Source organism: Listeria kieliensis (assembly GCF_003369925.1).
Taxonomy (GTDB): Bacteria; Bacillota; Bacilli; order Lactobacillales; family Listeriaceae; genus Listeria; species Listeria kieliensis_A.
Genome location: NZ_LARY01000002.1, coordinates 80451 through 102098, shown reverse-complemented (window position 1 = coordinate 102098; position 21648 = coordinate 80451). Strand labels below are relative to the sequence as shown.

Sequence of the window (21648 nt, the reverse complement as noted above, 5' to 3'; positions counted from 1 at the left end):
CGGATTAAGTTGTTTTTTTAAGTTTTTTGAGCAAAAAGATTGTGCATTGCTTGTGAAATGTTTATAGTAGAAAAGCAAGCATTGTGAAAGTCAGAACAGTTTCAGACTAAATTAACTGCAGAATTGTAGTCAAAAAGTGAATTTTAAGGTAGAAAGGACGATTGAAGAACATGGATGAAACAACAAAAATCCCACAGGCGACGGCGAAGCGTTTACCGCTTTATCATCGTTATTTGAAATATCTTTATGAATCAGGCAAGGAGCGTGTTTCTTCTGCTGAACTAAGCGAGGCTGTGAAAGTCGACTCTGCAACGATTCGTCGTGATTTCTCTTACTTTGGGGCTTTAGGGAAAAAAGGATATGGCTATAATGTTTCTTACATACTTGATTTTTTTGGTAAAACGCTTAGTCAAGATAAAGAAACCAATGTGGCTATTATCGGAGTCGGAAATCTTGGGATGGCTCTGCTTCACTACAACTTCATGAAAAATAATAATATACGTGTTTGTGCAGCATTTGATGTAGACCCGGCCAAAGTGGGTACAGTTCAACAAGAAATTCCGATTTATCATTTGAATGATATGGAAGAAATTTTAAAGGAAAATCAAGTTGAAGTAGTCATTTTAACGGTTCCAGCTGACGAAGCTCAGGAAACAGTGGACAAACTAGTGGAAGCAGACGTGAAAGGGATTTTAAACTTTACGCCAGCTAGAATCAGTGTTCCTAAACAAGTTCGCGTTCATCATATCGATTTAACGACGGAACTGCAAACGCTTATTTATTTCTTGGAAAACTATCCTTCCAAAAATTAAAACGCTTTTGCGCCGGCATGAGGAGATCATGTCGGTTTTTTTCTGACTATTTTTGGGTAAAGAAAGGCGAAGAGCCTTGTTAAAATGATTGGGAGGTACAAAAGAATGAACTGGATTAAAAAATTGAATTGGACGCAGTGGGTGGCGCTATTTATTTTTGCGTCAATGGCGGTGTCACTTGTCTTCACGGTATTTGAAATTTTCACCGCGCCTGTCGAGCAACCCGTACACGGCCCAAAAGTAACCTTACAAAGTGACTATATCTTCTTACTAGTTGAAATTATTTTAGGAATTTTGATCTTGGCACTTCCGTCGATTCTTGCAAGAAGCTTTAAGTTTGAAATTCCTGGTTTGGTGTACTTACTGTTTATTATCTTCCTTTACGGATCGATTTATCTTGGTACGATTCAAAAATTTTATTCGATCGTTCCATATTGGGATAAAATTTTGCACATTTTCAGTGGTGCGATGTTAGGGGCAATTGGTTTTTCTTTTGTCAGTTTACTGAATTTCAATGAAAATGTTGTCTTAAAAATGAAACCAGGATTTGTTGCCGTATTTTCTTTTTGTTTCGCAGTTACGCTTGGCGCATTTTGGGAAGTCTATGAATACACTTTTGATGGCTTGCTTGGGCTCAACATGCAACGATTTGAAACATCAGGAGGAACGCCATACGTCGGACGTGCTGCACTTGCAGATACAATGGGGGATATCATCGTGGATATCTTAGGCGCACTTGTGATTGCAATTATCGGTTACATTGCGCTGAAGAAGGGCTTGCCTTGGATGAAACAATTTACTTTCAAACGGAAAAATTGGAAGAAAGACAAATAAAAAAACCGCGTTTCCACTCGGAAACGCGGTTTTTTACTTCTCGTCTTGCTTTTCTTCATCTTTTTGTTTCGGGAAATTTTCCACGTAGCTATCTGAGTATTGCAGCAGCTTCCGGCTCGCATCAAAGCGTTCCTTAACGGCATCATTTAATGGCATTTTCGAACCATTATAATGTGTAGCTTTCCCGGTTTCAAAGCTTTCATCGGGTGCGTACATATAATCATTAGCGAAATAACTACCTTCAGGCATCGTGTAGCGTTCTGGAACAAAGTTGGTTTTAGAATTTAAAATATCTTCCCCGAACATAATTTGGTTGTCCGATTTAATGCCGAGTAAATTTAAAACAGTTGGCATCACATCAATTTCCCCACCAATATTATTAATTTTTCCAGTTTTTTCAATTCCTGGAGCGTGAAGGAAAAATGGAATCCGGTAATCATCGGCTGGTTGGGCTTTTAGTTCCGTGGAACGATTGATATATTTCTTTTGATTATCAGGAAGCGCTGTTGTGTCAATAATATGGTGATCCCCATACATCACAACAACAGAATCATCCCAAATTCCTTTAGCTTTTAGTTCGTCAATGAATTTGCCAAGTTGTGTATCCGCATAATGTACAGCTTGGAAATAATCCCCAAGTTCAGTGCCTTCAAGATCTGCTGGAAGTGTTAATGTTTGTTTTTCCTCTGGGATTTTAAACGGCATGTGTGAACTTACAGAAATCAGTTGTGCATAAAAAGGTTCTTTATTATTATAGTGCTCTTCAAGGACAGGTAGTGATTTTTTATACAAGACTTCATCACTTGCAGAAAATCCAATTTTGTCTTCATCTCCGAAGAATGAACGATCATAAAACTTATCAAAACCAACAGCTGGATAGAAATTTTCACGGTTGTAAAAACTTGCATCGTTCGTATGGAAAGTCGCTGATGTATAACCTTTTTTTCCAAGAACACGAGGTAAACCTGGAATCACTCGATTTCCATAAGTTTGAGTATTGGTATAATAACCACTTGGGAAAGTAGAAGTATAAACGGACCATTCCGCATCAGCCGTGTTTGATTTTGAAACAGTTTGGAAAAAGGAATCCGAATAAAGGGTTTCATTTTGCAATTTGTCAAGCGTTGGCGTAATTGACTTACCATTGATTTTGACACTTGTCAGATTACGCTGCAATGATTCAAGCTGAATAATGATTAAGTTTTTTCCTTTAGCAGTTCCAAAATATTTAGGATTTTTCTTAGGCGTAACGCCCTTTAATTTTTGAACATTTTCGGCATTTAAATCGGCTGCGCGAACATGGGCGGTTCCAGTAAATGCCGTGGCGAGATTAAAAGTAAAAACTCCCATTTTTTCCGCACGTTTTGTATCACTAATAATATTTTTGTTCATCATGTCATAAGTGAAAAGTCCGATCAGTAAAACTAAAATGGAAACAATAGCCCCAAACGAGTTACGTTTGATTCGAAACGACTTAAAGGAAACATGCTTTTTAAGTCGTAAATAAAGAACGACAGGCAAAAGCAACAAGTTAGCAAAGAATAGCCAGTCATACCATTTTAATAAACTTGAGGCGCTATCTTTTACAACGCCGACTTCTCCGATTAATGAGAAGCTGTGATATGTCGGAATTTCATGATAGAAGCGACTATATAAAACGAATACCAACATGAGTACACCGACAATAAAGGTGAGTCCAGCATAAACATAAACATGATAACGTTCTTTTACAAATGCATGAACGAGTAGAAGAATGAGAAAAACGAAAGCCAAATCTGCTATGAAGCTAAGAAAACTTGGATCTTGAAAGATTTGAAAATAAGCAAATGCGAATTGGCCAACGATCAAAAGTAGATAAATGATTAGCAATGCTATAGCCTCTTTCTATTTTAAAATAATGGATTTGCACGAAGGCAACTTTTCCAGTTAAAGTTATTTTACAACAAACCCGATGTAAGTACAAATATTCTCGCCAATTTGAAAGAAAACAAAAATAATTTTATTTCTTTAATGCTATTGAACTTTAATGTGTAAAAATGTATGATAGAAAAAAGTTGTATTCGTGTAAAGGGAGTGTGAAAAGTTTGTCCATCTTCAGAAAAAAACCGATTCATGATTTAATTCATAAAAATAAAAGTGGGAGCATTCAATTAAAGCAAACCTTAAATGGGTTTGATTTAATTTTACTAGGTGTAGGAGCGATTGTTGGAACTGGGATCTTCATTTTACCTGGAACTGTTGCTGCACTTCATTCTGGTCCAGCTATTGTCTTTTCCTTTGTTATTGCTGCTATCGTTTGTGCACTTGCAGCGATGTGCTATTCAGAATTTGCATCGGCAGTACCAGTTGCGGGAAGTGCGTATACCTATGGGTATGTGATTTTTGGCGAATTTATCGCTTGGCTACTTGGATGGGCGCTTTTGCTTGAATACGGGCTTGCAGTGGCTTCTGTTGCGAGTGGCTGGTCTTCCTATTTAAATGCTTTTCTGAGAGGGTTCCACATTGAGATACCAGCTGCATTTTCTAATTCTTTTGATCCAGCAAACGGCACTTATATTAATATTCCAGCTATTTTAATTGTTTTTTTAGTGGCTTTCTTATTAACGCGCGGAATCAAAGAATCAACACGTGTCAATACAATGATTGTATTTCTTAAAATTGGCGTTATCTTGTTATTCCTTATTGTAGGCGTATTTTATGTTAAACCATCGAACTGGCAACCTTTCATGCCATTTGGTTTTTCTGGTGTTTTAAACGGGGCAGCGCTTGTCTTCTTTGCTTACCTCGGATTTGATGCTGTATCTAGTGCTGCTGAGGAAGTGAAAAATCCAAGAAGAAATATGCCCATTGGGATTATCGGTTCATTACTTGTTTGTACACTGCTTTACATGGCAGTTTCGGTTGTCCTTACTGGGATTGCTTCATATAAGAATTTAAATGTTTCTGATCCAGTTGCTTTTGCTTTACAATTGATTGATCAAAACTGGGTGGCTGGTGTCATCTCACTTGGTGCTGTTATCGGTATGTTGACTGTTATTCTTGTCATGCTCTATGGTGGAACACGGCTTGTTTATGCGCTAGGCCGTGATGGCTTGCTACCCAAAATGATGGCAGAAGTAAGTCCAAAACATCATACGCCTGTGAAAAATACATGGATTTATTCAACGATTATTGCCTTTTTTGCAGGTGTTGTTCCTTTAAGTCGCTTGGCGGAACTTGTCAACATGGGAACACTATTTGCCTTTATGATGGTTTCGTTTGGAATTTTATTCCTTAGAAAAAATAAAGAAGTTTCACAAGAAGGTTTTAAAACACCATTTTATCCCGTCTTACCAATCATATCTACTTTACTTTGTCTGTTTTTAATGACGCGTCTCCAACCTCTTACATGGCTTGTATGTAGTATTTGGTTCGCGATTGGATTAATCATTTATTTCTCTTATGGAAAGAGGCACAGTCAGCTGAATAAATAATAGAGAGTGCAAAGATGTTTGCTTTAGTAAACGTCTTTGCATCTTTTTGTATTGAGTGATAAGATAGCATCTGTCGTAATGAACAAAAAAGATGGGACAATGCGCGAAAAAATTGCTAATATAGAAGTAGAGATTTTATGAAGCGAGGGAAAAATATGATTGAGTTCTTTGAGACAGGTGATCAGAATAAAATCAAACAGATTGATAAACCAAGTGAAAACTGTTGGATCAAAGTGACGGCGCCAACAAATGAAGAGATTTATCAGCTATGTGAGAAGTATGGGGTTCCACGTGATTATTTTTTCGATGCACTTGATACAGAAGAACGCTCTCGGGTAGAAATGGAGCGATTGGATGAAACGTTTAAACATTCGCTTGTTATTGTTGATTGCCCGTATGCTTCTAAAGATGAACTTGGCTATAAAATGTATGAAACTTTGCCGATTGGAATTATCTTAACGCATGAAATGATTATGACTGTCACGCTCAAGAAGACACCAGTGCTAGAAAATATTGGTACGGATAAGACTGAAAAATATTATAATACTGGAAAACGCGGACAGTTTTTACTTACTATTCTTTACGCGGTATCGTTTTATTATTTGCGTTATTTGAATGAAATTATTCGTTCAACTAATCAGTTGGAGCTAAGAATTAAGCAATCTATAAAAAATGAAGAACTGTATGCGTTTATGGCGGTCCAAAAAAGCCTTGTATTTTTTGCTACTGCTTTGCAATCTAATAAAGCAACGTTAGATAAAATTGCGAGCTTTGGACACTTCATGTGGGATAAAGGAAATCGAGACTTGCTGCAAGATGTACTAGTTGAAAACAAACAAGCGATTGCAATGACAGATACGTATACACAGATTATTAGTGGAATGTCGGATATTTTTTCTTCTGTTATTTCCAATAACTTGAACATGGTCATGAAATTTTTGACGTCGTTTACGATTATTTTATCGCTCCCTACTATTATTGGAAGCATCTACGGAATGAATGTAAAATTACCCTTTGCAGAATATGCACACGCGTTTTCTCTGATCATGATTTTTACACTCGTCGTAACACTTGTTGTGACACTTATTTTTTGGCGGAAAAAGTATTTTTAATGAAGGAGGAAGGCTTGAGTGCCCGAAAAAGAAACCTTTGAAAAATTAGCTTACATCACGATTAAAGAAAAAATTTTAAGTGGGAAATTGCGAGTTGGCGATCACATTGCTGAAGCGTCCATCGCAAGCGAGCTAAATATTTCGAGAACGCCTGTCAGAAAGGCGCTCGCACAACTTGAAGCTGAACAGTTGATTGAAACGAAAGCAAATCGAGGAGCTACCGTGATTGAAAGTGAAATGTCGGCGGGGCATTTTGTTTCTCTGCTTGAAATTGTCGAAATGCTAGTGCTTCAAACAATCTCTAAATTAGAAAATAAACGAATCCCGTTTGATGCTCAAATTTTTGAAGAAAAAAAAGAAATGCTTCGGAAACACTTGCAGAAAAAACACGAAGATCTTTATATGGAAGTTTTGTTTGATTCGTTAAAAAGCTTTGTTCACCACATGCAAAATAGTTATGCAGATCGTTTTATTCAAATGCTCGAGAGTGACTTTGATTTAAAAGCTCAGAAGGAGATCAAAGTATTGCCGATTATTCTGGCTGAAGAAACGGAAAAAGGAATGAATTCAGTTCTAAAAAATCTGCAGAACGAAAGTTATGAGGAAGCTAAAAAAGACGTGAAAGAATTAATTAATAAATTTATTGTACAAACATTTAGATAGGAGGAGATTAAAATAAAAAAAGTACTTGGAATTTTTATTTTAGACTGGCGTCGAGTTTTTAAAGCGCCACTTGCACTTCTCCTTGTTGTTGCTCTAATTATTTTGCCTTCGCTTTATGCGTGGTTCAACATTGAAGCGCTTTGGGATCCATATTCGAATACCAAGGGGATTAAGGTAGCAGTTTCCATCGATGATAAAGGTGCGGAAGTTTCTGTTCCTGGACAAGACCAAACGGTAAATGTAGGGACGGAACTCAAGAAAAACTTGAAAAAAAATGATAAGCTAGGATGGACTTTTGTCAGCAACGACGAAGCGCAGAAGGGCGTAAAAAGCGGCAAATATTATGCGGCTATCCACATCCCAGCAGATTTTTCGAAGGATATGGTATCTGTTGTGACAGATGATGCGAAGAAACCACAGATCGATTATTCGGTAAATGAAAAAATCAATGCGATAGCACCCAAGATGACAGACGCAGGAGCTTCAACAATTGTGAATCAAATTAGTAGTGAGTTTGTTGGAACGGTCAGTAAGTCTGTACTTGCCGAGTTTAATAAAGCTGGGATTGACCTTGAAAATGAACTACCAACTATTCGAAAGGTGAAAAATAAAGTTTTTGCGGTTCAGGATGCTATTCCAGAAATGAACAAAATGGGAGAAGAAGCGCAGAAAATTGAGTTGAAACTTCCGGATATCAAAGAAAAAGCAGCACAAGTCGAAGAACTGAGTGACCGCATACCGGAACTAAATGAAGCTGCATCTGAGTTGCTGAAAGTGGAAGCGGCCATTCCTAAAATGGATGAACTGGGTGGAGAAATTTTAACGCTGCAAACGAAGATACCTGAAATTCGCAAAGTGGCAGCTGGTATTAACGAAGTAGCGGCAAATTTTGGTACGGTGAAGAAAACGCTGAATGATGCCTTAGATGAATCTAGTCAAGCGCTTGGGATTATTAATACGGCGGAAGCGGCGCTTCCAGAAGTAAAAAAAATTGCTGCAGATGGTAGCAAATATGCGAGTGAAGTATCGAAATTTGCAGATCAAGTGGATGCTTCTTTTGATACGGTGGCGCCGGCAATCAAGACTAATTTGACGCTGATGAAACAAGTTGCAGATAATGTTGTTGCGATTACGGATGATCTTAAAAATGGGAATTTGACTCCAGAGGAAGCTTTAAAGGCGCTAAATCAAATTGAAAAACAAATGGCGGACCTGGAAGAGATACTCACTAAGCAAATTGATCTTTTAACGGAGCTCAATGATACCCTTCCGAATCACCCTTTAGATAGTTTTATTTCTGATTTGTCGGGAATGAAACAAGTATTAGCTGAACAAAAAGAGACAGTTGAGAAGTTGAAGCAAGATGTTCAGGCGGGTAAACAACCAACAAAAGAGCTCGTAGATCGCTTAAATAGTGAGGCGAAACAAGTTAGCGGCAAGCTGGACCAAATTCTTGGAGAATATGATAGTACGATTGTTCCAAGAATTAAGGCGGGGCTTAGTCAAATTAAAAAGGACTTGACAAGCTCGCGTGAACTCTTGAAAACGGCGCAAGGGAAATTGCCTGAGATTGCTGATGTACTCGCGAATTCGAAAAAGACCCTTCAAACGGGTCAAACGTATTTGAAAGAATTTCAAGCGAAGCTTCCAGAAATTGAAAAAATCTTGAAGGAAACTTCTCAGTTAATTGATACGAAATTAGATCAAGTGATTTCTGGAATCAATCAAGCAGCAATCTTTTATCAAAATGATTTTCCTGCGATTAAGACAAAATTACATCGTGCTGGAGATTTTGTTCGGAATGACTTACCGCATCTTGAAAAAGAGTTGAAAAATGCTTCTCAGTTGATTAAAGAAAAAATGCCCGAACTTGAAAAGGCCGTAACGATTGCAGCTGACCTTTCGAGGAACGAACTTCCTACATTTGAAAAAGCCATCAACCAAGCGGCTTCTAAGATTAACGATTTTGATAAAGAATATAATCTGCAAGAAATTATCTCGTTTCTTCGTAATGATGCCGATAAGGATAGTGACTTTATCGCGAGCCCAGTACAGCTTAATCAAACCGAATACTACAAGATTCCAAATTACGGCTCTGCTTCTTCACCGTTTTACACGGCGCTTTGTCTTTGGGTAGGGGCTCTTCTTGTGATTTCACTTCTCCGGGTTGATGTTGAGGTTCCAGGTGGCATCTTCACGAACATTCATCGCTATTTTGGACGACTTTTAACTTTTCTTTCTATTGGTTTTTTACAAGCTTTGACAGTGACTATTGGAAATATTTTCTTACTCCATGTCTATATTCGTGAACCTGTTTGGCATGTACTGTTTAGTCTTTTCATCAGCATGGTCTTTATGACGATTGTTTACACGCTTGTTTCTTTATTTAATAATGTCGGAAAGGGAATTGCGATTATTCTCCTTGTTCTACAAATTTCTGGGGCAGGTGGAAACTTCCCAATTCAAGTGTCACCACCGTTTTTCCAAGCCATTTATCCATTCTTACCGTTTACGTATGCGGTGAACTTAATTCGCGAAAGTGTAGGAGGGATTTACTGGCCAGGTGCTTATCTAGATATTGCTGTCTTGCTTGGCTTTATGATTTTATTTATCTTGATTGGGACACTTCTGAAAAAACCACTTGATCGAATCGTGCCGAAACTTTCAGCAAAAGCAAAACAAAGTAAATTAATTCATTAATAATCACTTCTTTTGGTATACAATCAAAAAAGAAATCAGAAACAATAAGAATTTATTTGGATGGAAAAAGTGTCAAAAAGTTGTCAAAAATTCGTTTTGGGGTTCTTTTTCATGGGTATATGGGAACTATGTACCATTTATCTGGTTTTTTGAGATGTTTTTTTTGATGGATTCTTGAAAAGCCTAAAAAATCAGCTTTGTTTCAGCTACGGCATGTGGTATAATATGAGAAAGTTCACCGATTGAAGGAGCGTTATAAATTGAAAAGTAAACGAGACTATAAGACCCTCGATAAAGTTGTTTATTACAGTGTTATTGAAAAAATCAAGAATGGTGAATTGAAGCCCAATGAACATCTAACGGAAGAAAGACTTTCTAAAGAGCTAGGGGTTAGCCGTTCACCAATTCGGAAAGCTATCACAGCACTTGTTGCAGAAGGCATCTTGGACTACAGAACTTACAGCGGCGTGGTTGTAAAAGACACCCTTGTGGATTCCACACGTTATGTGCAGTTACTTGAAGTGGTTGAATTGTTTATTAAGGCAACTCTTGAAAAACTTGAACAAACTGAAGAAGAAATTGATATTGATGAACTTGAAAAATGTATACAATCAATGGACCGTGCTTCTTATTTACGCGATATGGATGAATATGTTTTTAATGAACACCAGTTTTTCTTACGTTTGATCAACTACTCCGGAAATCCTTATTACAAGGAAATGACAAAAAAAGTATTTTTCAACATCAATTATTTCTCAGCAGATCCAATTAACCAATTTTCCGAGGAAATGCGGGAACATAATATCAAGCAACTGACTGCTATTGTCGAGTTGTTAAAAGAACGCCGTTATTTAGAAGCTAGTGATGAAATCAAGACACTTCTCTTAAGCTATGGCGCAAATGCTTTTCGTTAAGTTGAAATTTAAAAAGACTACCTTGAAATGAAGGTAGTCTTTTTTGTGCTTAATATAAGACTTTTTCATAAAGGGAATAGCCTTTTTGCACTCCTTTTAAAGTAAAGCCAGCTGATTGATAAAGTTTGTTTAGAAAAGGCACATCGCTTTTCGTATCAAGTCGTAATCTTGGAATTTGCTCTGAGCGTGTCAAACTTTCCGCATACTTAATCATGGCAAGGCTTAGCTGATACCCGCTAAATAAACGAGAAACCATTAAGCGATGCAAATAGCAAGCTTTTTTATGGGTTTTTTCTTGCCAAAGTGATTTATCCCAATCGCTTGGCGTGTTTTGTAAAATCATTGCTCCGGCAATTTGTTCATTTTGACTGACAAGGAAAACTTCGTTAGCTGTTATTTTTTGCATAAGATGATGAACGTCTTTTCCTTGTAACAACTCATTCCACTGTGTAGAGCCCTTATCTTTTAGCCACTGGGCAATTTCAAGCATCAATTTTTCTAAGGAAGAAGCATCTTCAGGCGTTGCTTGTCGAATTGAAAAGTTGATTCCGGAAACAAGGAGCTTATTTGTTTTTGTCATTTTCGGTGTCATCTTTTTCTTTTGTTTCTTGCGAGTGGTTATCGACTTGTTCAGTGTGAGAATCACTAGGTTCTTCGGTTTGTTCGAATTCTTCTTGGAAACCTGTTTCATAAGGGTCATTTTCTTCTAAGTTTTGTTCAACTAAGCTATACAAATCGTCGTGGAAACCTGCATAAGCCGTTTGTGAATAGGGATAGATGAAAATCGAAACGGCAACCAAGGCGAGAAAACCAAGCAACAAAACGAAGCTTCCGCCAAGAACGGCTCCTAGTGAAACAACAGAAAAGCTACCACTCTGTCCGTAATAACTCACATCTGAAAAAGCAGCTCCGGTTCCCATTACGGCAACTCCGATAATGAAAATAACTACTGGAATTAGATACCAAAGCAAGAATGTGAGAGAAAGCCCGAAAAGCTTTCCTTTGTAGCCGTTCATCATGTGACGACTTTCTGTGATGGCATCAAGCGCGGAAATTTCTGGATTGTCACGCAAAATATAGTAGGTCTGTGAGTACGAATACATTTTAATAATGCCGGGGACGATCAAGAGTAGCGACCAAAGCATGGTAAAAAGTGTAACGAGCACATAGGCAAGTAAAGTCCGACCAAAGTCGTTAAAGCCACTGAACATATAGCCAACATCTGGGCGTTCTTTTCGGCTTAAGGAAAGGTAGAACCAAGTGACACCAATTGTAAGAGGTCCTACCAAAAGAAAACTAGCAAGCCATCCGAGGATTGGGATAAATCCTAGAATGGAGCTTCCAGCAGCGATGATGAGATAGCTGAGGATAAATATCCCGATGGCTAGACCCCATTTGCCTTGTAGCGATTCACGCGCAGAACGACGTAGTTCTGAAATGGATTGCATGATATTGTCATCTTCCTTTCTTTTTTATAGAGTTTTTGTTAAGTTCATCCTAAAAATAGCATAAAATGTTCACGAAATACAGTGAAAACGTATTTTTATCCATTTGGCCGATTAATTTTCAAAAAAAGGGTTGTTTTTTTATTTTTTGGGGAAAAGGAAGGTAAGAGTTTCCGAGAGTGGAGGTGGCAAAATGAAAGAGAAGAGCAGGCAAGACTTGGAAGATCGCTTGATTGAGTTGCGACGTGAATATCAAGAACTTGTAGCTGATCCAGCAGGATTCGAGGATCCAATGCTTCAAAATGGACCGATCAACAGTTCAGAAATGCGCCTTGATAGCATTCGTCGTGAAATTGAAGAAATTGAGGAACGTCTTCGTAAGGATCCGATTGACTGACTTAGGAAAAAGATAAAAAATGAAAACGTCCGGCTTCACTTGGACGTTTTTGTTCCATCTGACAAGAAAAGGAGGAGAGGCGATGAAGCCGATTTTTGCGATTGGAGATGTTCATGGTGAAATTTCACTGCTTGAGAAGATGCTCAAAAACTGGAACAGAGAACGAGAGCAACTTTTATTTGTTGGTGACTTGATTGACCGAGGTGAGAATCCGGGAGCGGTGTTACGACTTGTGAAAAAATTGTATGAAGAAGCCGATGTGGTTGTTTTGAAAGGAAACCACGAAGCGATGTTACTAGATTGGTTGAAAAACCCTGCCGAAAAGATGAGTTATTACATTAGTCAAGGCGGCATGGAAACAATTCAATCCCTTCTCCTTGAAAATGTAGATGAATTTGCGACTCCAGAAGAGTTAGCAACAAAAATTATGGAAGAGTCGGGCGACTTGATTGCTTTTATTGATTCAAGACCGCTTTACTATGAAATAAATCAATATGTTTTTGTTCATGCCGGAGTTGATTTTAACGCTAAAAACTGGTATGATACGAAGCCTAGTGATTTTTACTGGATTCGTGAGCCCTTTTTGTTTGGAGAAAATCGAACTGGGAAAGTTTTTATTTTTGGGCATACTCCTGTTCAGAATTTACATAGTGATGGATCTAGCCGAATCTGGTTGTCTCAAGATCAAACCAGAATGGATATTGATGGCGGGGCAGTATTTGGTGGGAGTTTAAATGCTGTCGTCGTGGAAGAAAAAGCAATTACAAAAATCTTTATGGTTTCAAAAGATGAACCCTATCAAAGTGATTGCTCCTAGTTTAAAAATAAAGGAAGTGTCACCTTGCGAAAAGCGAAGTTTTTTGGTTTACTAGCCGTCATTTTATTGATTGGTGCAGCCGTGTTCGGCGTTTATTTTTGGAAAGCACAAGAAAAAAGCGAGGCGAAGGTGAAAGAAACAATAATTCCAACTGTTTTTGTGCATGGCTACAAAGGAACGGCCAATTCGTTTGGACACATGTTAGATCGTTTTGGATACGAAGCTGGCGGTAAGAAGATTGCAATGCGAATTGCTGTTGCTGAAAATGGCAAACTTGATGTTTCTGGCGGAATCGGAAAATACGAGAAAGATGGAGATTCGGCCGTCCAAATTTTGTTTGAAGATAACCGAGCAAGCCTAGCAAAACAAACACTTTGGTTACAAAAAGCAATGCGATATTTGCGAGAACGCGAGCAAGTCAAGACGATTAATTTTGTTGGTCATTCGATGGGCGGCTTAGCGATTTTAAGTTACTTAGAAAAGACACCCGCTGATGCGGCTTACCCAGTGCCACAAAAATTTATTGCGATTGCAACTCCTTTTGCGGGAATTGATAAAGCGAGTTACTTTAAATTGCAAAAAGATCCAGCCGCTCAGGATTTAAAGGCTGGTTCAGCAGCTTTACAACTTCTTGTAAAAGAAAAAGCAAGCATCCCTACAAATATCCAAGTTCTAGCGATTGCTGGAAATCGAAATAATTCAGGTTCCGATGGCTTAGTCAAAGTGAGTAGTGTCTTCTATGCGAAAACCTTTTTCCCAAAAGGAGCCTATCAAGAACGAATTGTTGCAGGGCCTGATGTGACACATAGTGGATTACATGAAAATGCGGAAGTCGATACACTTGTCGGTGGCTTTTTATGGAACTTACCAGATGGCATTAAAGGGGATAGTGATGCTAATCTTGATACTGTTCCAAATGCTAAAAAATAAATTTGATGTCGTAAAAAACACCTGCCGAATTCGGCAGGTGTTTTTTAGTGTTTAATAATAAGGAGCCATAAAGAGATAAACAAGTACGCCTGTAAAGCTCACATAAAGCCAAATTGGCATTGTCCAGCGCACAATCTTTTTGTGTTTTTGAACTTGCATCGTCCAGCCCCAAACAAGAGCGAATAAAGCAAGTGGCACAACAATAGCTGCAAGAAAACTATGTGTGATTAAGATGAAAAAATAAAGTGGGCGAACAAAGCCAGTTCCACCGAAAGTATTTGGCTCAGAAGACAAAAAGTGGAAGCTTAAATAAGTAACGAGAAAGAAAAGTGTAGAAGTAAAAGCAGCTAAAATGAAGCCACGATGAAGTTTTATATTTTTCTTCACTACAATCGCCCAAAGTGCAATTAACAAGAATACAAAAGTAAAACTATTAAAAATAGCGTTCATACGTGGTAAAATCGTTAAATCAAAATGAACCGTTCCCTGATAGCCAATCGGCGAAAAGAATAACAATAAGATGATAACAACAGCAACTGCCGAAAAAATCATAATCGGCCAAAAATAATTTTTATCAGATGTCGATTTGGAAAGCTTTTCTTTATTTTGCTCCATGGTTATGTAAATCCTCCTTAAAATCAAATCACCTTTATTATACATGAAATAGTTGATGCAAGAAATAAAAAAAGCTAAATCAAATTCGATTTAGCTTTTTTTAAGTAGGCTTTCGCCTATTTATTTAATTCTTTTTTCAGCCTGATTGTAGGCGCCGTGCCAAACTGGACCGATAAATTTGTTTAAAGCAAACCCATTTTGAATAGCAGCCGTCACAAAATCCTTCGCTTTTTGAACAGCCTCAGGAACGTTCATTCCTTTTGCAAGTCCCGCTGTAATTGCAGCAGCAAACGTACAACCAGCACCGTGGTTATAATCAGTATCCACTTTTTCTACTTCATAAATTGTGAAATCCTTGCCATCATAAAGAAGATCAATCGCTTTGTTGCTTTCAAGTGCTTTTCCGCCTTTGATAACAACATATTTAACGCCAAGCTGATTAATTTTTTCAGCGGCACGTTTCATGTCTTCAACCGTTTCAAGTTTTCCAAAACCAGAAAGCTGACCAGCTTCAAATAAATTTGGTGTTGTCACAGTTGCAACTGGAAGAAGCAAATCACGGATGGCTTCCGCATTTTCAGGTTGAATAAGTTCATCTTCCCCTTTACATACCATAACCGGATCAATCACTACATTTTTGAGTTGATACTGATCTATTGCTTCTCGAGTGGCTCGGATAATATCTACAGAACCAAGCATCCCTGTTTTCATCGCGTCTACTGGGCCACCAGAGAGGATGGTTTTAAGTTGCTCGCGAACAAGACCTGCATCAATCGGCGTTACCCCATGCGCCCAGTTGTTATCCGGATCCATCGTTACAATCGTTGTGATCGCACTAAAACCGAATGTACCATATTCTTCAAACGTCTTTAAGTCAGCTTGAAGACCAGCTCCGCCACTCGAATCAGAGCCTGCTACTGTTAACGTTTTTTTGATTGTCATTTTTGTTCCCTCCAAATTAGTTTTTAGGAATTGGTTTCGAGCATTTTATAGATGGCTGCTGCGACGCCATTTTCATCATTCGTTGTCGTAATAAATTTGGCTTCCTTTTTAACTTTATCTTCTGCATTTCCCATCGCAACACTATACCCAGCCATTTTAAGCATGGAAATATCATTCATGTTGTCACCGATTGCAAAAGCTTCCTCAAGTGAAACGCCAAGTTTTTCTACGTAATATTGCAGTGAAATTCCTTTTTGCGCTTCGTGATTTGTAATTTCAATATTATCCGAAAAAGAAGAAGTAATCGCTAGTTCATTTGAAACATTCAGTGCTTCGCGGGCTTGCTTTAAAACGTCAGGATCCGGGGAAAAAGTAATGAATTTTAAAATTTTCATTTCGTCATTACTGAAAATCCGTTCAGGATCTTTAATTTCATGAATGTTTTTCGCCTCGAAACGGTTTTCAATTTGTTCCGTAATCATTTGGACAGTTGATTCTGGATGGAGTTTTTGAAACATCTCAATCATAAAAGCTTTGCCTTTTTCACGATCGACAGTAACCGGACCAATGTTAGTAAAAATCTCGGTGTACATACCCAAGTCAGTCAAAATTTGAAAGGTCTTTTTGGCAAGATCTTTGTCGATAACATGTTGCAATTGAATTTTTCCGTGTTCATCACGAATTTCAGCGCCGTTCATGCAAATCGCAGGTGCAAATAAACCAGCTTCATTGATAAGACGCATAGCATCATCATACATTCGTCCCGTACAAAGGACAAAGTGAATGCCTTTTCCGCGTGCGTATTCAATGGCTTTGACATTTTCTTCCGTCACACGGATATCAGAATTTAAAAGCGTTCCATCCATGTCAGAAGCAATAACTTTGATCATAAATAAGATTCCTCCTGTGTTTTCCTTGACCCTTCACTAGCATAGCACTTTTTGAGGAAATTTGCAGTAATATAAGCGCACCTAAAATAGGCAATTACAAATTTTATATGGTGAGATTGTAAGGACAAGTGGACCTATAAAATTGAAGGCCGTAATAAGATAAAATTCTTTTTAAAATCCAAAAAAACAAGAAAAACAGCCATATTTGGTCATTCACGACAAAAAATAGATGTTTTATGACATTTTTGATTTTGAAAAGTTTTTTTATGCTATACTCAGGCTGTAATAAAAATCAACGAAGAGAGGTAGCAACTATGAAAAAAAGAAGGATAAAACGTATAATGCAAATAGTGGTAATCATTCTTTTTACGTTTTCCACATTGTTTCCTGTAATGCATGTACTAGCAGAAGGTAATTCGTGTGAGCGAGCGACAACAAAGAAAATAAATGTTCATGCGCAAGAGGTTTCTGCTCAAGCAAGTGACGCACAAGTGATTGGCGGCTATGATAATTTTGTGAAAAATGACGATTTGGTTAAAGCGGAACCGACAAACATAATTCCTTTAGCTAGAAGTCATCAAGCTTTTGGAGGAGGCGGCTCTAAATACAATTTAGTATCTCGAAACACAGTTAGTCTTAAGTTTACAAATACTGCTTATGCAGCTTTAATGAACGGAGGACTTGCAGCAATTCACAAAGGAGCGGCTATAGCAGGAGTAGTTGCTCAAACCTTTGATATCTCATATGTTAAGAAATATTCATATATGAGACAAAGCATTTATCGGATGGCAGATAAAAATTATGTTTATTATAAAGTAGTAGATGAATTTTCAAACAATAAAAATAACTTTTCAAGAGGATCTGTAAAGACAACTTACTCGAAAGTAAAAAAATAAGAAGCCTTGTGCTTCTTATTTTTTCTTGAGAATGTATAGTCCCAAGGCATAGATCATAAGCAAGATAAAAATGAACTGAGCAATGTTTCTCGTATTGATTATAAAATGACCATTGAGATTAATTAAGAATAACAAAATAGGCGCTATAGCTAGTAAAGCAGTTAAAAAGTAAAATGAAAATTTACTTCGATTTTGTACGTAGCGTTCATCGTCTTCATTTTGGTTTAATCGCTTTTTTATGCTTGAAAATCCAACGAGCAATACAAAGGAACTTCCGGCTAAACCACCTATTAAGGAAGGTAATGTGTCAGATAAATTAGAGTGTGTGACAGGTAGTCCCAACATAACATAGCCTAAAAAGAAGCCATATATTGAGAATAGAATTACTTGGCAAGCGTTAATCATGTATTTTTTCATGGATGTGTCACTCCCTATATTGGAATAATTCTTCGATGCGTTTGTTAAAATAGATAGACAACTTGAAGCTGAGCTCTAAACTGGGATTATAGTTACCTTTTTCGATGGCATGAATCGTTTGTCTGGAAACTCCTACTGCAGATGCAAGATCTTCTTGTGAGATTTGTTTTTCATAACGACACTCTTTGACAAGATTATGAAGCACTTCTCTATCACACCTTTGTAAACTTTACTTTACGTTATTATAGAGCAATATTTCCGCGTTGTAAAGTAAAGTTTACATGCAGGGCTTTTATATACAGTTTTCGTATTTTAAATTTATGATTTGTATCTGTTTTTGAGGAAATTTGCAGTTTTCTTGTACGAAAAGGAAGCTTTTTGCTTCGTTCCATGAATTTCGTTATAATGAAGGGAGCAAAGTTGGAAGCGGGGTTGTGTGGATGAAAACTGAGGTGGAAAAAATGATCGCGGGAGAATTTTATGATCCGTCAGATCAGGAACTGGTTTACGCAAGAAGACGAGCTCGCAAGTTAACAAGAGAAATCAATGAAACGCTTGACCCGAAAGTAAGAGCTGAACTGTTAAAACGATTGTTTGAAAAAACAGGGAAAGAATTGAATGTAGAGCCTTGCATTCGCGTTGATTATGGTTCAAATATTTCTGTTGGCGAACATTTTTTTGCTAACTTTGATTGTGTGATTTTAGATATTTGTAAAGTAGAAATTGGAGATAACTGTATGTTCGCACCTGGTGTACATATTTATACAGCAACGCATCCGCTTGATCCTGTTGAACGAAATCGTGGCTTAGAGTTTGGAAAGCCTGTTTCAATTGGAAATAATGTTTGGATAGGCGGGCGAGCGATTATTAACCCAGGCGTAACACTTGGCGATAATGTCGTTGTAGCGTCTGGCGCGGTCGTTACTAAAAGCTTTGGCGATAATGTAGTGATTGGCGGTAACCCAGCTAAAATAATAAAGGAAATTCCTGGAGGTTAAACAAGTGGAAATCGATACACAAGTCCTTTTCAAAAAGATGGAAGAGGAGCTAAATTTGGCAAGAGAAACTTCGGACGAAACGGAGCGTAAAATCCACTTAGGGGCACTAAAAGTTCTAGCAGAAGTGCTTTTAACGGACAAAACGGGCAAGAAAGCGGCGGTGCCAGAGGATAAGATTTGGGAAAAGATGACGGGCACACGTCCGCCGCAAATTCAAAAGGAAAAAAGTGAAAAAATGAATTTCGATGACGGGGCGAATGGCGAGTCATTATTTGATTTTTAGAAGGAGTGGAGCAGCATGAAAAAAGTATTAATCACAGGCGGAATTTTTGCGATGCTTTGTGTGGCAATTGGAGCTTTCGGGGCTCACGCATTAAAAGATATTTTAGGAACTAATGCGTCAACTTTCGAAACAGGAGTTCAGTATCAAATGTTTCATTCAATCGGTATTTTAGTTTGTGGCTTATTATTGATGAAAGAAAATAGTCGGTTGTATACCGCTGCTGCTGTGTTATTTTCAATCGGGATCATTTTGTTCTCGGGAAGTTTGTACACCCTGAGCATCACAAAAATTTCGATTTTAGGCATGATCACCCCATTTGGAGGCGTTGCTTTTCTCGCTGGTTGGTTATGTTTAATCATTGGCGCAGCACGACAAAGCTCATTTTTTAGTAGGTATTGAAAAAAATTTATCGGTTTTGTAACTTTAATTACATAAATTCATTTAATTGTTATCGGATATTAATGTTTTTGTAGTACAAAAAAAGGTTTAAGTGAAAAAAATCGGGTAAATAAACAGTAAGCAACGATGACTTATTACTTTTTCTCCCTTTTTAGTAGTGGGTCATCCTTTCTTACCTTAAACTCCCTTTTTGTTTGGCGCTTTCCCTCGAATGGGTGGAGCGTCTTTTTTTGTGCAAAAATTTAGTTTCAGCTAACTCGAAATAAAAAGACTACCAGTTTCGTAATCTGGTAGTCTAATTTTTATGAGGTTAAAAAATGAACAAAAAGGCGTTAAAACTTTTTACGCTGAATAATTTGTTGTTCCGTTTTCGTGCCTTCAATTTGTTTAGTGAGAACATTGATAAGTAAATCTATATCGATTTGATCTGCAAGCAACGTTTGGATGCGATTATTAAACTGCTCTTCGATTTTGGTTGCTGCTTTTAAAATGTCCGCACCAGAATTTGTGAGGTAAATAGCAGATTTTCTGATATCTTTTGGATTCACTTTTTTAATGACATATTCTTTGTCAATTAACCTTTGTACAATACGGCTCGGGCTGTCTGAACCACATATTAAAAGTTCACCAATCTCGGAAATGGAAAGACCATCTTTAAAAGAGAGTATTTTTAATACTTCATTTTGGCTAGGCGTGATCTGTAAAGAAGCAAGCATTTTACGATAAATGTCTTCTCCTTCTCTATCCGCAGCTTTAATCAGGTATCTAAGCTCTTCTATCTTATCCATTTTCGATTCCATTCCTTTCTACTGTTTCAGTTGCTTTTTCATTATACCATAAACAAGATTTGCCATTCTATTTCTGGTGAGTAAACGAGGAAGGATGCTACTTGTAAAATAATTATTGAAGCCATCAATTTTAGAAATTTTATTTTGTTTCAAAGCTTTGACGCTTGCTTGAACCACGCCTTCTGGTGTTCGTAAATTGCCATACGCAACACCACCACTTGCAGAAAAGAAATTAGTATCTGTTGCGCCTGGTGAGAAGGCAAGTACTTGAACATTTTTATCTCGGCATTCCAAGCTGAGCGCTTCTGTAAAGGATAAAACAAAGGCTTTCGTTGCTGCATATACAGCCATTGTAGGAATTGGATGATAGGCAGAACTGGAAGCTATATTAATAATTTGCCCGTGATTTCTTTTGATCATGCCGTCTAAAAAGAGTTTCGTCAAATCAAACAAACTCGTTACATTTAGCATGATTTGTGTATGTTGCAAAGAAAAATCTGTGTCATAAACATTGCCACTCGTGGCAAAGCCAGCACAGTTTATTAAACGATCGATAAGTAAACCGTCACCTTGAATAGCTTGGAAGATTTCTTGCGGAGCACTTTCTTGCGTGAGATCAAAGTTTAAAATTTTCACGTCGATTTTAAATTTTTTCTGATATTCGGCTTTCATCTTTTGCAATTTTTCTTTAGAGCGTGCAACTAAAACTAAATTTTCTTTTTGGCTAGCATAATAAGCTGAAAATGCCTCGCCAATGCCAGATGAGGCACCAGTAATGAGTGTATAACGATTCATGAGAATACCACCTTTTTAATTAATGTCTAGACATGTATGTCTAGACATTAATTATAGAGGATTCTCTCAAAATTGCAAGCTTTTTTTGACATCTAGGAAAAAAGAGAGCTATTTTCTTGATTTGAGAAGTTTTTGATTGGATTTCGCCATGATGAAATTTTACGAAAACAAAAATTCCTTTTAGTGGTTTGCTTTGCTATAATAAGATTAAATCAAGCATATTAGGGTGAGCGCATTTTGAAGGAACCAACAGAAAAGTTAAAGTGGATTACATTGAACTATGTATATGATCCGAATTTTTATTTCGTTAACTTCCAAGAGGAACGATTTGATGCGCTAACAAATCACGATAAAAACTTTCCTTCTCGTAATGAACTTTTACTAACGATTTATTGGTTAGAATGGAAAGGTTTTGTGATTCGCAAACAACCGTTTATTCAGTCTAAGAAAACGTATTTGATTACAGACAAAGGGAAATTATTGTATTGGCAACTCGAGCGAATGGGGTTTAAAAAGGATTTTTGAGGG

25 protein-coding genes are annotated in these 21648 nt (G+C 37.5%); 15 read left to right on the top strand and 10 right to left on the bottom strand.

The window, feature by feature from the left end; translation table 11 throughout:
- Positions 1-170: 170 nt before the first annotated feature.
- Complete coding sequence (locus UR08_RS06300; RefSeq protein WP_036070572.1) at positions 171-812, top strand: redox-sensing transcriptional repressor Rex; 642 nt, start codon at positions 171-173, stop codon at positions 810-812.
- A 114-nt stretch (positions 813-926) separates the two neighbouring features.
- A complete protein-coding gene (locus tag UR08_RS06295; protein WP_115753736.1) occupies positions 927-1646 on the top strand; it encodes a DUF2238 domain-containing protein in 720 nt (239 codons plus the stop codon).
- Positions 1647-1679: 33 nt separating this feature from the next.
- Here the strand turns inward: UR08_RS06295 and UR08_RS06290 are convergent, their stop codons facing one another.
- Positions 1680-3515, bottom strand: a complete 1836-nt coding sequence (locus UR08_RS06290; RefSeq protein ID WP_115752831.1) for an LTA synthase family protein — start codon at positions 3513-3515, stop codon at positions 1680-1682.
- A 215-nt stretch (positions 3516-3730) separates the two neighbouring features.
- Between UR08_RS06290 and UR08_RS06285 the strand changes: the two genes are divergently transcribed.
- From UR08_RS06285 to UR08_RS06265, 5 genes are all read left to right on the top strand, one after another.
- Positions 3731-5119 carry a branched-chain amino acid transporter BcaP gene (locus UR08_RS06285; RefSeq protein ID WP_240616047.1) on the top strand — a complete coding sequence of 463 codons (1389 nt, stop codon included), beginning with the start codon at positions 3731-3733 and terminating at the stop codon, positions 5117-5119.
- A 155-nt stretch (positions 5120-5274) separates the two neighbouring features.
- A complete protein-coding gene (locus UR08_RS06280; protein WP_115753735.1) occupies positions 5275-6231 on the top strand; it encodes a magnesium transporter CorA family protein in 957 nt (318 codons plus the stop codon).
- An 18-nt stretch (positions 6232-6249) separates the two neighbouring features.
- The gene (locus tag UR08_RS06275; protein WP_115752829.1) at positions 6250-6894 is read left to right on the top strand and encodes a GntR family transcriptional regulator; all 645 of its coding nucleotides are present in this window, start codon (positions 6250-6252) and stop codon (positions 6892-6894) included.
- A 12-nt stretch (positions 6895-6906) separates the two neighbouring features.
- Positions 6907-9594: a YhgE/Pip domain-containing protein gene (locus UR08_RS06270; RefSeq protein WP_115752828.1), complete on the top strand. Its 2688-nt coding sequence runs from the start codon at positions 6907-6909 to the stop codon at positions 9592-9594.
- Positions 9595-9854: 260 nt separating this feature from the next.
- Positions 9855-10508 carry a GntR family transcriptional regulator gene (locus tag UR08_RS06265; RefSeq protein ID WP_115752827.1) on the top strand — a complete coding sequence of 218 codons (654 nt, stop codon included), beginning with the start codon at positions 9855-9857 and terminating at the stop codon, positions 10506-10508.
- Positions 10509-10557: 49 nt separating this feature from the next.
- Here the strand turns inward: UR08_RS06265 and UR08_RS06260 are convergent, their stop codons facing one another.
- Together UR08_RS06260 and UR08_RS06255 are read right to left on the bottom strand one after the other, a co-directional pair.
- A complete protein-coding gene (locus UR08_RS06260; RefSeq protein WP_165849955.1) occupies positions 10558-11088 on the bottom strand; it encodes a GNAT family N-acetyltransferase in 531 nt (176 codons plus the stop codon).
- Positions 11072-11956, bottom strand: a complete 885-nt coding sequence (locus tag UR08_RS06255) for a DUF975 family protein (protein WP_115752825.1) — start codon at positions 11954-11956, stop codon at positions 11072-11074. Before UR08_RS06255 ends, UR08_RS06260 begins: the two co-directional genes overlap by 17 nt.
- 190 nt (positions 11957-12146) lie before the next feature.
- On the opposite strand from UR08_RS06255, the gene UR08_RS06250 reads away from it, so the two are divergent.
- The 3 genes from UR08_RS06250 to UR08_RS06240 all read left to right on the top strand — a co-directional run bounded on the left by UR08_RS06250 (position 12147) and on the right by UR08_RS06240 (position 14097).
- Positions 12147-12350, top strand: a complete 204-nt coding sequence (locus tag UR08_RS06250) for an Lmo0654 family protein (protein ID WP_115752824.1) — start codon at positions 12147-12149, stop codon at positions 12348-12350.
- 82 nt (positions 12351-12432) lie between these two features.
- Positions 12433-13167, top strand: a complete 735-nt coding sequence (locus tag UR08_RS06245; protein ID WP_115752823.1) for a metallophosphoesterase — start codon at positions 12433-12435, stop codon at positions 13165-13167.
- Positions 13168-13191: 24 nt separating this feature from the next.
- A complete protein-coding gene (locus tag UR08_RS06240) occupies positions 13192-14097 on the top strand; it encodes an alpha/beta hydrolase (RefSeq protein WP_115752822.1) in 906 nt (301 codons plus the stop codon).
- A 51-nt stretch (positions 14098-14148) separates the two neighbouring features.
- On the opposite strand, the gene UR08_RS06235 is transcribed toward UR08_RS06240, so the two are convergent.
- The 3 genes from UR08_RS06235 to UR08_RS06225 form a co-directional block, all read right to left on the bottom strand.
- Entirely contained in the window at positions 14149-14712 is a 564-nt protein-coding gene (locus UR08_RS06235) for a DUF420 domain-containing protein (protein WP_115752821.1), read from the bottom strand.
- A 120-nt stretch (positions 14713-14832) separates the two neighbouring features.
- Positions 14833-15654 carry a pyridoxine/pyridoxal/pyridoxamine kinase gene (gene pdxK, locus UR08_RS06230; protein WP_115752820.1) on the bottom strand — a complete coding sequence of 274 codons (822 nt, stop codon included), beginning with the start codon at positions 15652-15654 and terminating at the stop codon, positions 14833-14835.
- A 23-nt stretch (positions 15655-15677) separates the two neighbouring features.
- Positions 15678-16544, bottom strand: a complete 867-nt coding sequence (locus UR08_RS06225; RefSeq protein ID WP_115752819.1) for a Cof-type HAD-IIB family hydrolase — start codon at positions 16542-16544, stop codon at positions 15678-15680.
- A gap of 314 nt (positions 16545-16858) precedes the next feature.
- Here UR08_RS06225 and UR08_RS06220 point away from each other — a divergent pair, with 314 nt between their 5' ends.
- Complete coding sequence (locus UR08_RS06220; RefSeq protein WP_115752818.1) at positions 16859-17440, top strand: hypothetical protein; 582 nt, start codon at positions 16859-16861, stop codon at positions 17438-17440.
- A 15-nt stretch (positions 17441-17455) separates the two neighbouring features.
- On the opposite strand, the gene UR08_RS06215 is transcribed toward UR08_RS06220, so the two are convergent.
- Complete coding sequence (locus tag UR08_RS06215) at positions 17456-17857, bottom strand: hypothetical protein (protein ID WP_115752817.1); 402 nt, start codon at positions 17855-17857, stop codon at positions 17456-17458.
- Positions 17858-17864: 7 nt separating this feature from the next.
- Positions 17865-18062 (bottom strand): helix-turn-helix transcriptional regulator, encoded by a 198-nt coding sequence (locus UR08_RS06210; RefSeq protein ID WP_115752816.1) that lies wholly within the window; start codon positions 18060-18062, stop codon positions 17865-17867.
- Between the two features lie 235 nt (positions 18063-18297).
- Between UR08_RS06210 and UR08_RS06205 the strand changes: the two genes are divergently transcribed.
- Genes UR08_RS06205 through UR08_RS06195 form a run of 3 tightly spaced genes read left to right on the top strand, consistent with a single transcriptional unit; the run spans position 18298 to position 19537 of the window.
- Positions 18298-18855, top strand: a complete 558-nt coding sequence (locus UR08_RS06205) for a maltose acetyltransferase domain-containing protein (RefSeq protein ID WP_115753734.1) — start codon at positions 18298-18300, stop codon at positions 18853-18855.
- Positions 18856-18859: 4 nt separating this feature from the next.
- Positions 18860-19138, top strand: coding sequence for a YwdI family protein (locus UR08_RS06200; protein WP_115752815.1), 279 nt, complete (start codon positions 18860-18862; stop codon positions 19136-19138).
- Between the two features lie 15 nt (positions 19139-19153).
- Entirely contained in the window at positions 19154-19537 is a 384-nt protein-coding gene (locus UR08_RS06195; protein WP_115752814.1) for a DUF423 domain-containing protein, read from the top strand.
- Positions 19538-19869: 332 nt separating this feature from the next.
- On the opposite strand, the gene UR08_RS06190 is transcribed toward UR08_RS06195, so the two are convergent.
- A complete protein-coding gene (locus tag UR08_RS06190) occupies positions 19870-20325 on the bottom strand; it encodes a MarR family winged helix-turn-helix transcriptional regulator (RefSeq protein WP_115752813.1) in 456 nt (151 codons plus the stop codon).
- Positions 20326-20343: 18 nt separating this feature from the next.
- On the bottom strand, positions 20344-21120 hold the full coding sequence (locus tag UR08_RS06185) for an SDR family NAD(P)-dependent oxidoreductase (RefSeq protein ID WP_115752812.1): 777 nt from the start codon (positions 21118-21120) through the stop codon (positions 20344-20346).
- A gap of 237 nt (positions 21121-21357) precedes the next feature.
- Between UR08_RS06185 and UR08_RS06180 the strand changes: the two genes are divergently transcribed.
- Positions 21358-21645, top strand: coding sequence for a DUF3116 family protein (locus tag UR08_RS06180; RefSeq protein ID WP_165849954.1), 288 nt, complete (start codon positions 21358-21360; stop codon positions 21643-21645).
- Positions 21646-21648: the final 3 nt, after the last annotated feature.

Bases quoted from the DNA above. Each gene is read 5' to 3' on its own strand.
- UR08_RS06300 (WP_036070572.1), top strand. From the start codon at position 171: ATGGATGAAACAACAAAAATCCCACAGGCGACGGCGAAGCGTTTACCG.
- UR08_RS06280 (WP_115753735.1), top strand. From the start codon at position 5,275: ATGATTGAGTTCTTTGAGACAGGTGATCAGAATAAAATCAAACAGATT.
- UR08_RS06260 (WP_165849955.1), bottom strand. From the start codon at position 11,088: ATGACAAAAACAAATAAGCTCCTTGTTTCCGGAATCAACTTTTCAATT.
- UR08_RS06255 (WP_115752825.1), bottom strand. From the start codon at position 11,956: ATGCAATCCATTTCAGAACTACGTCGTTCTGCGCGTGAATCGCTACAA.
- UR08_RS06250 (WP_115752824.1), top strand. From the start codon at position 12,147: ATGAAAGAGAAGAGCAGGCAAGACTTGGAAGATCGCTTGATTGAGTTG.
- UR08_RS06245 (WP_115752823.1), top strand. From the start codon at position 12,433: ATGAAGCCGATTTTTGCGATTGGAGATGTTCATGGTGAAATTTCACTG.
- UR08_RS06235 (WP_115752821.1), bottom strand. From the start codon at position 14,712: ATGGAGCAAAATAAAGAAAAGCTTTCCAAATCGACATCTGATAAAAAT.
- pdxK (WP_115752820.1), bottom strand. From the start codon at position 15,654: ATGACAATCAAAAAAACGTTAACAGTAGCAGGCTCTGATTCGAGTGGC.
- UR08_RS06225 (WP_115752819.1), bottom strand. From the start codon at position 16,544: ATGATCAAAGTTATTGCTTCTGACATGGATGGAACGCTTTTAAATTCT.
- UR08_RS06220 (WP_115752818.1), top strand. From the start codon at position 16,859: ATGAAAAAAAGAAGGATAAAACGTATAATGCAAATAGTGGTAATCATT.
- UR08_RS06215 (WP_115752817.1), bottom strand. From the start codon at position 17,857: ATGAAAAAATACATGATTAACGCTTGCCAAGTAATTCTATTCTCAATA.
- UR08_RS06205 (WP_115753734.1), top strand. From the start codon at position 18,298: ATGAAAACTGAGGTGGAAAAAATGATCGCGGGAGAATTTTATGATCCG.
- UR08_RS06195 (WP_115752814.1), top strand. From the start codon at position 19,154: ATGAAAAAAGTATTAATCACAGGCGGAATTTTTGCGATGCTTTGTGTG.
- UR08_RS06190 (WP_115752813.1), bottom strand. From the start codon at position 20,325: ATGGATAAGATAGAAGAGCTTAGATACCTGATTAAAGCTGCGGATAGA.
- UR08_RS06185 (WP_115752812.1), bottom strand. From the start codon at position 21,120: ATGAATCGTTATACACTCATTACTGGTGCCTCATCTGGCATTGGCGAG.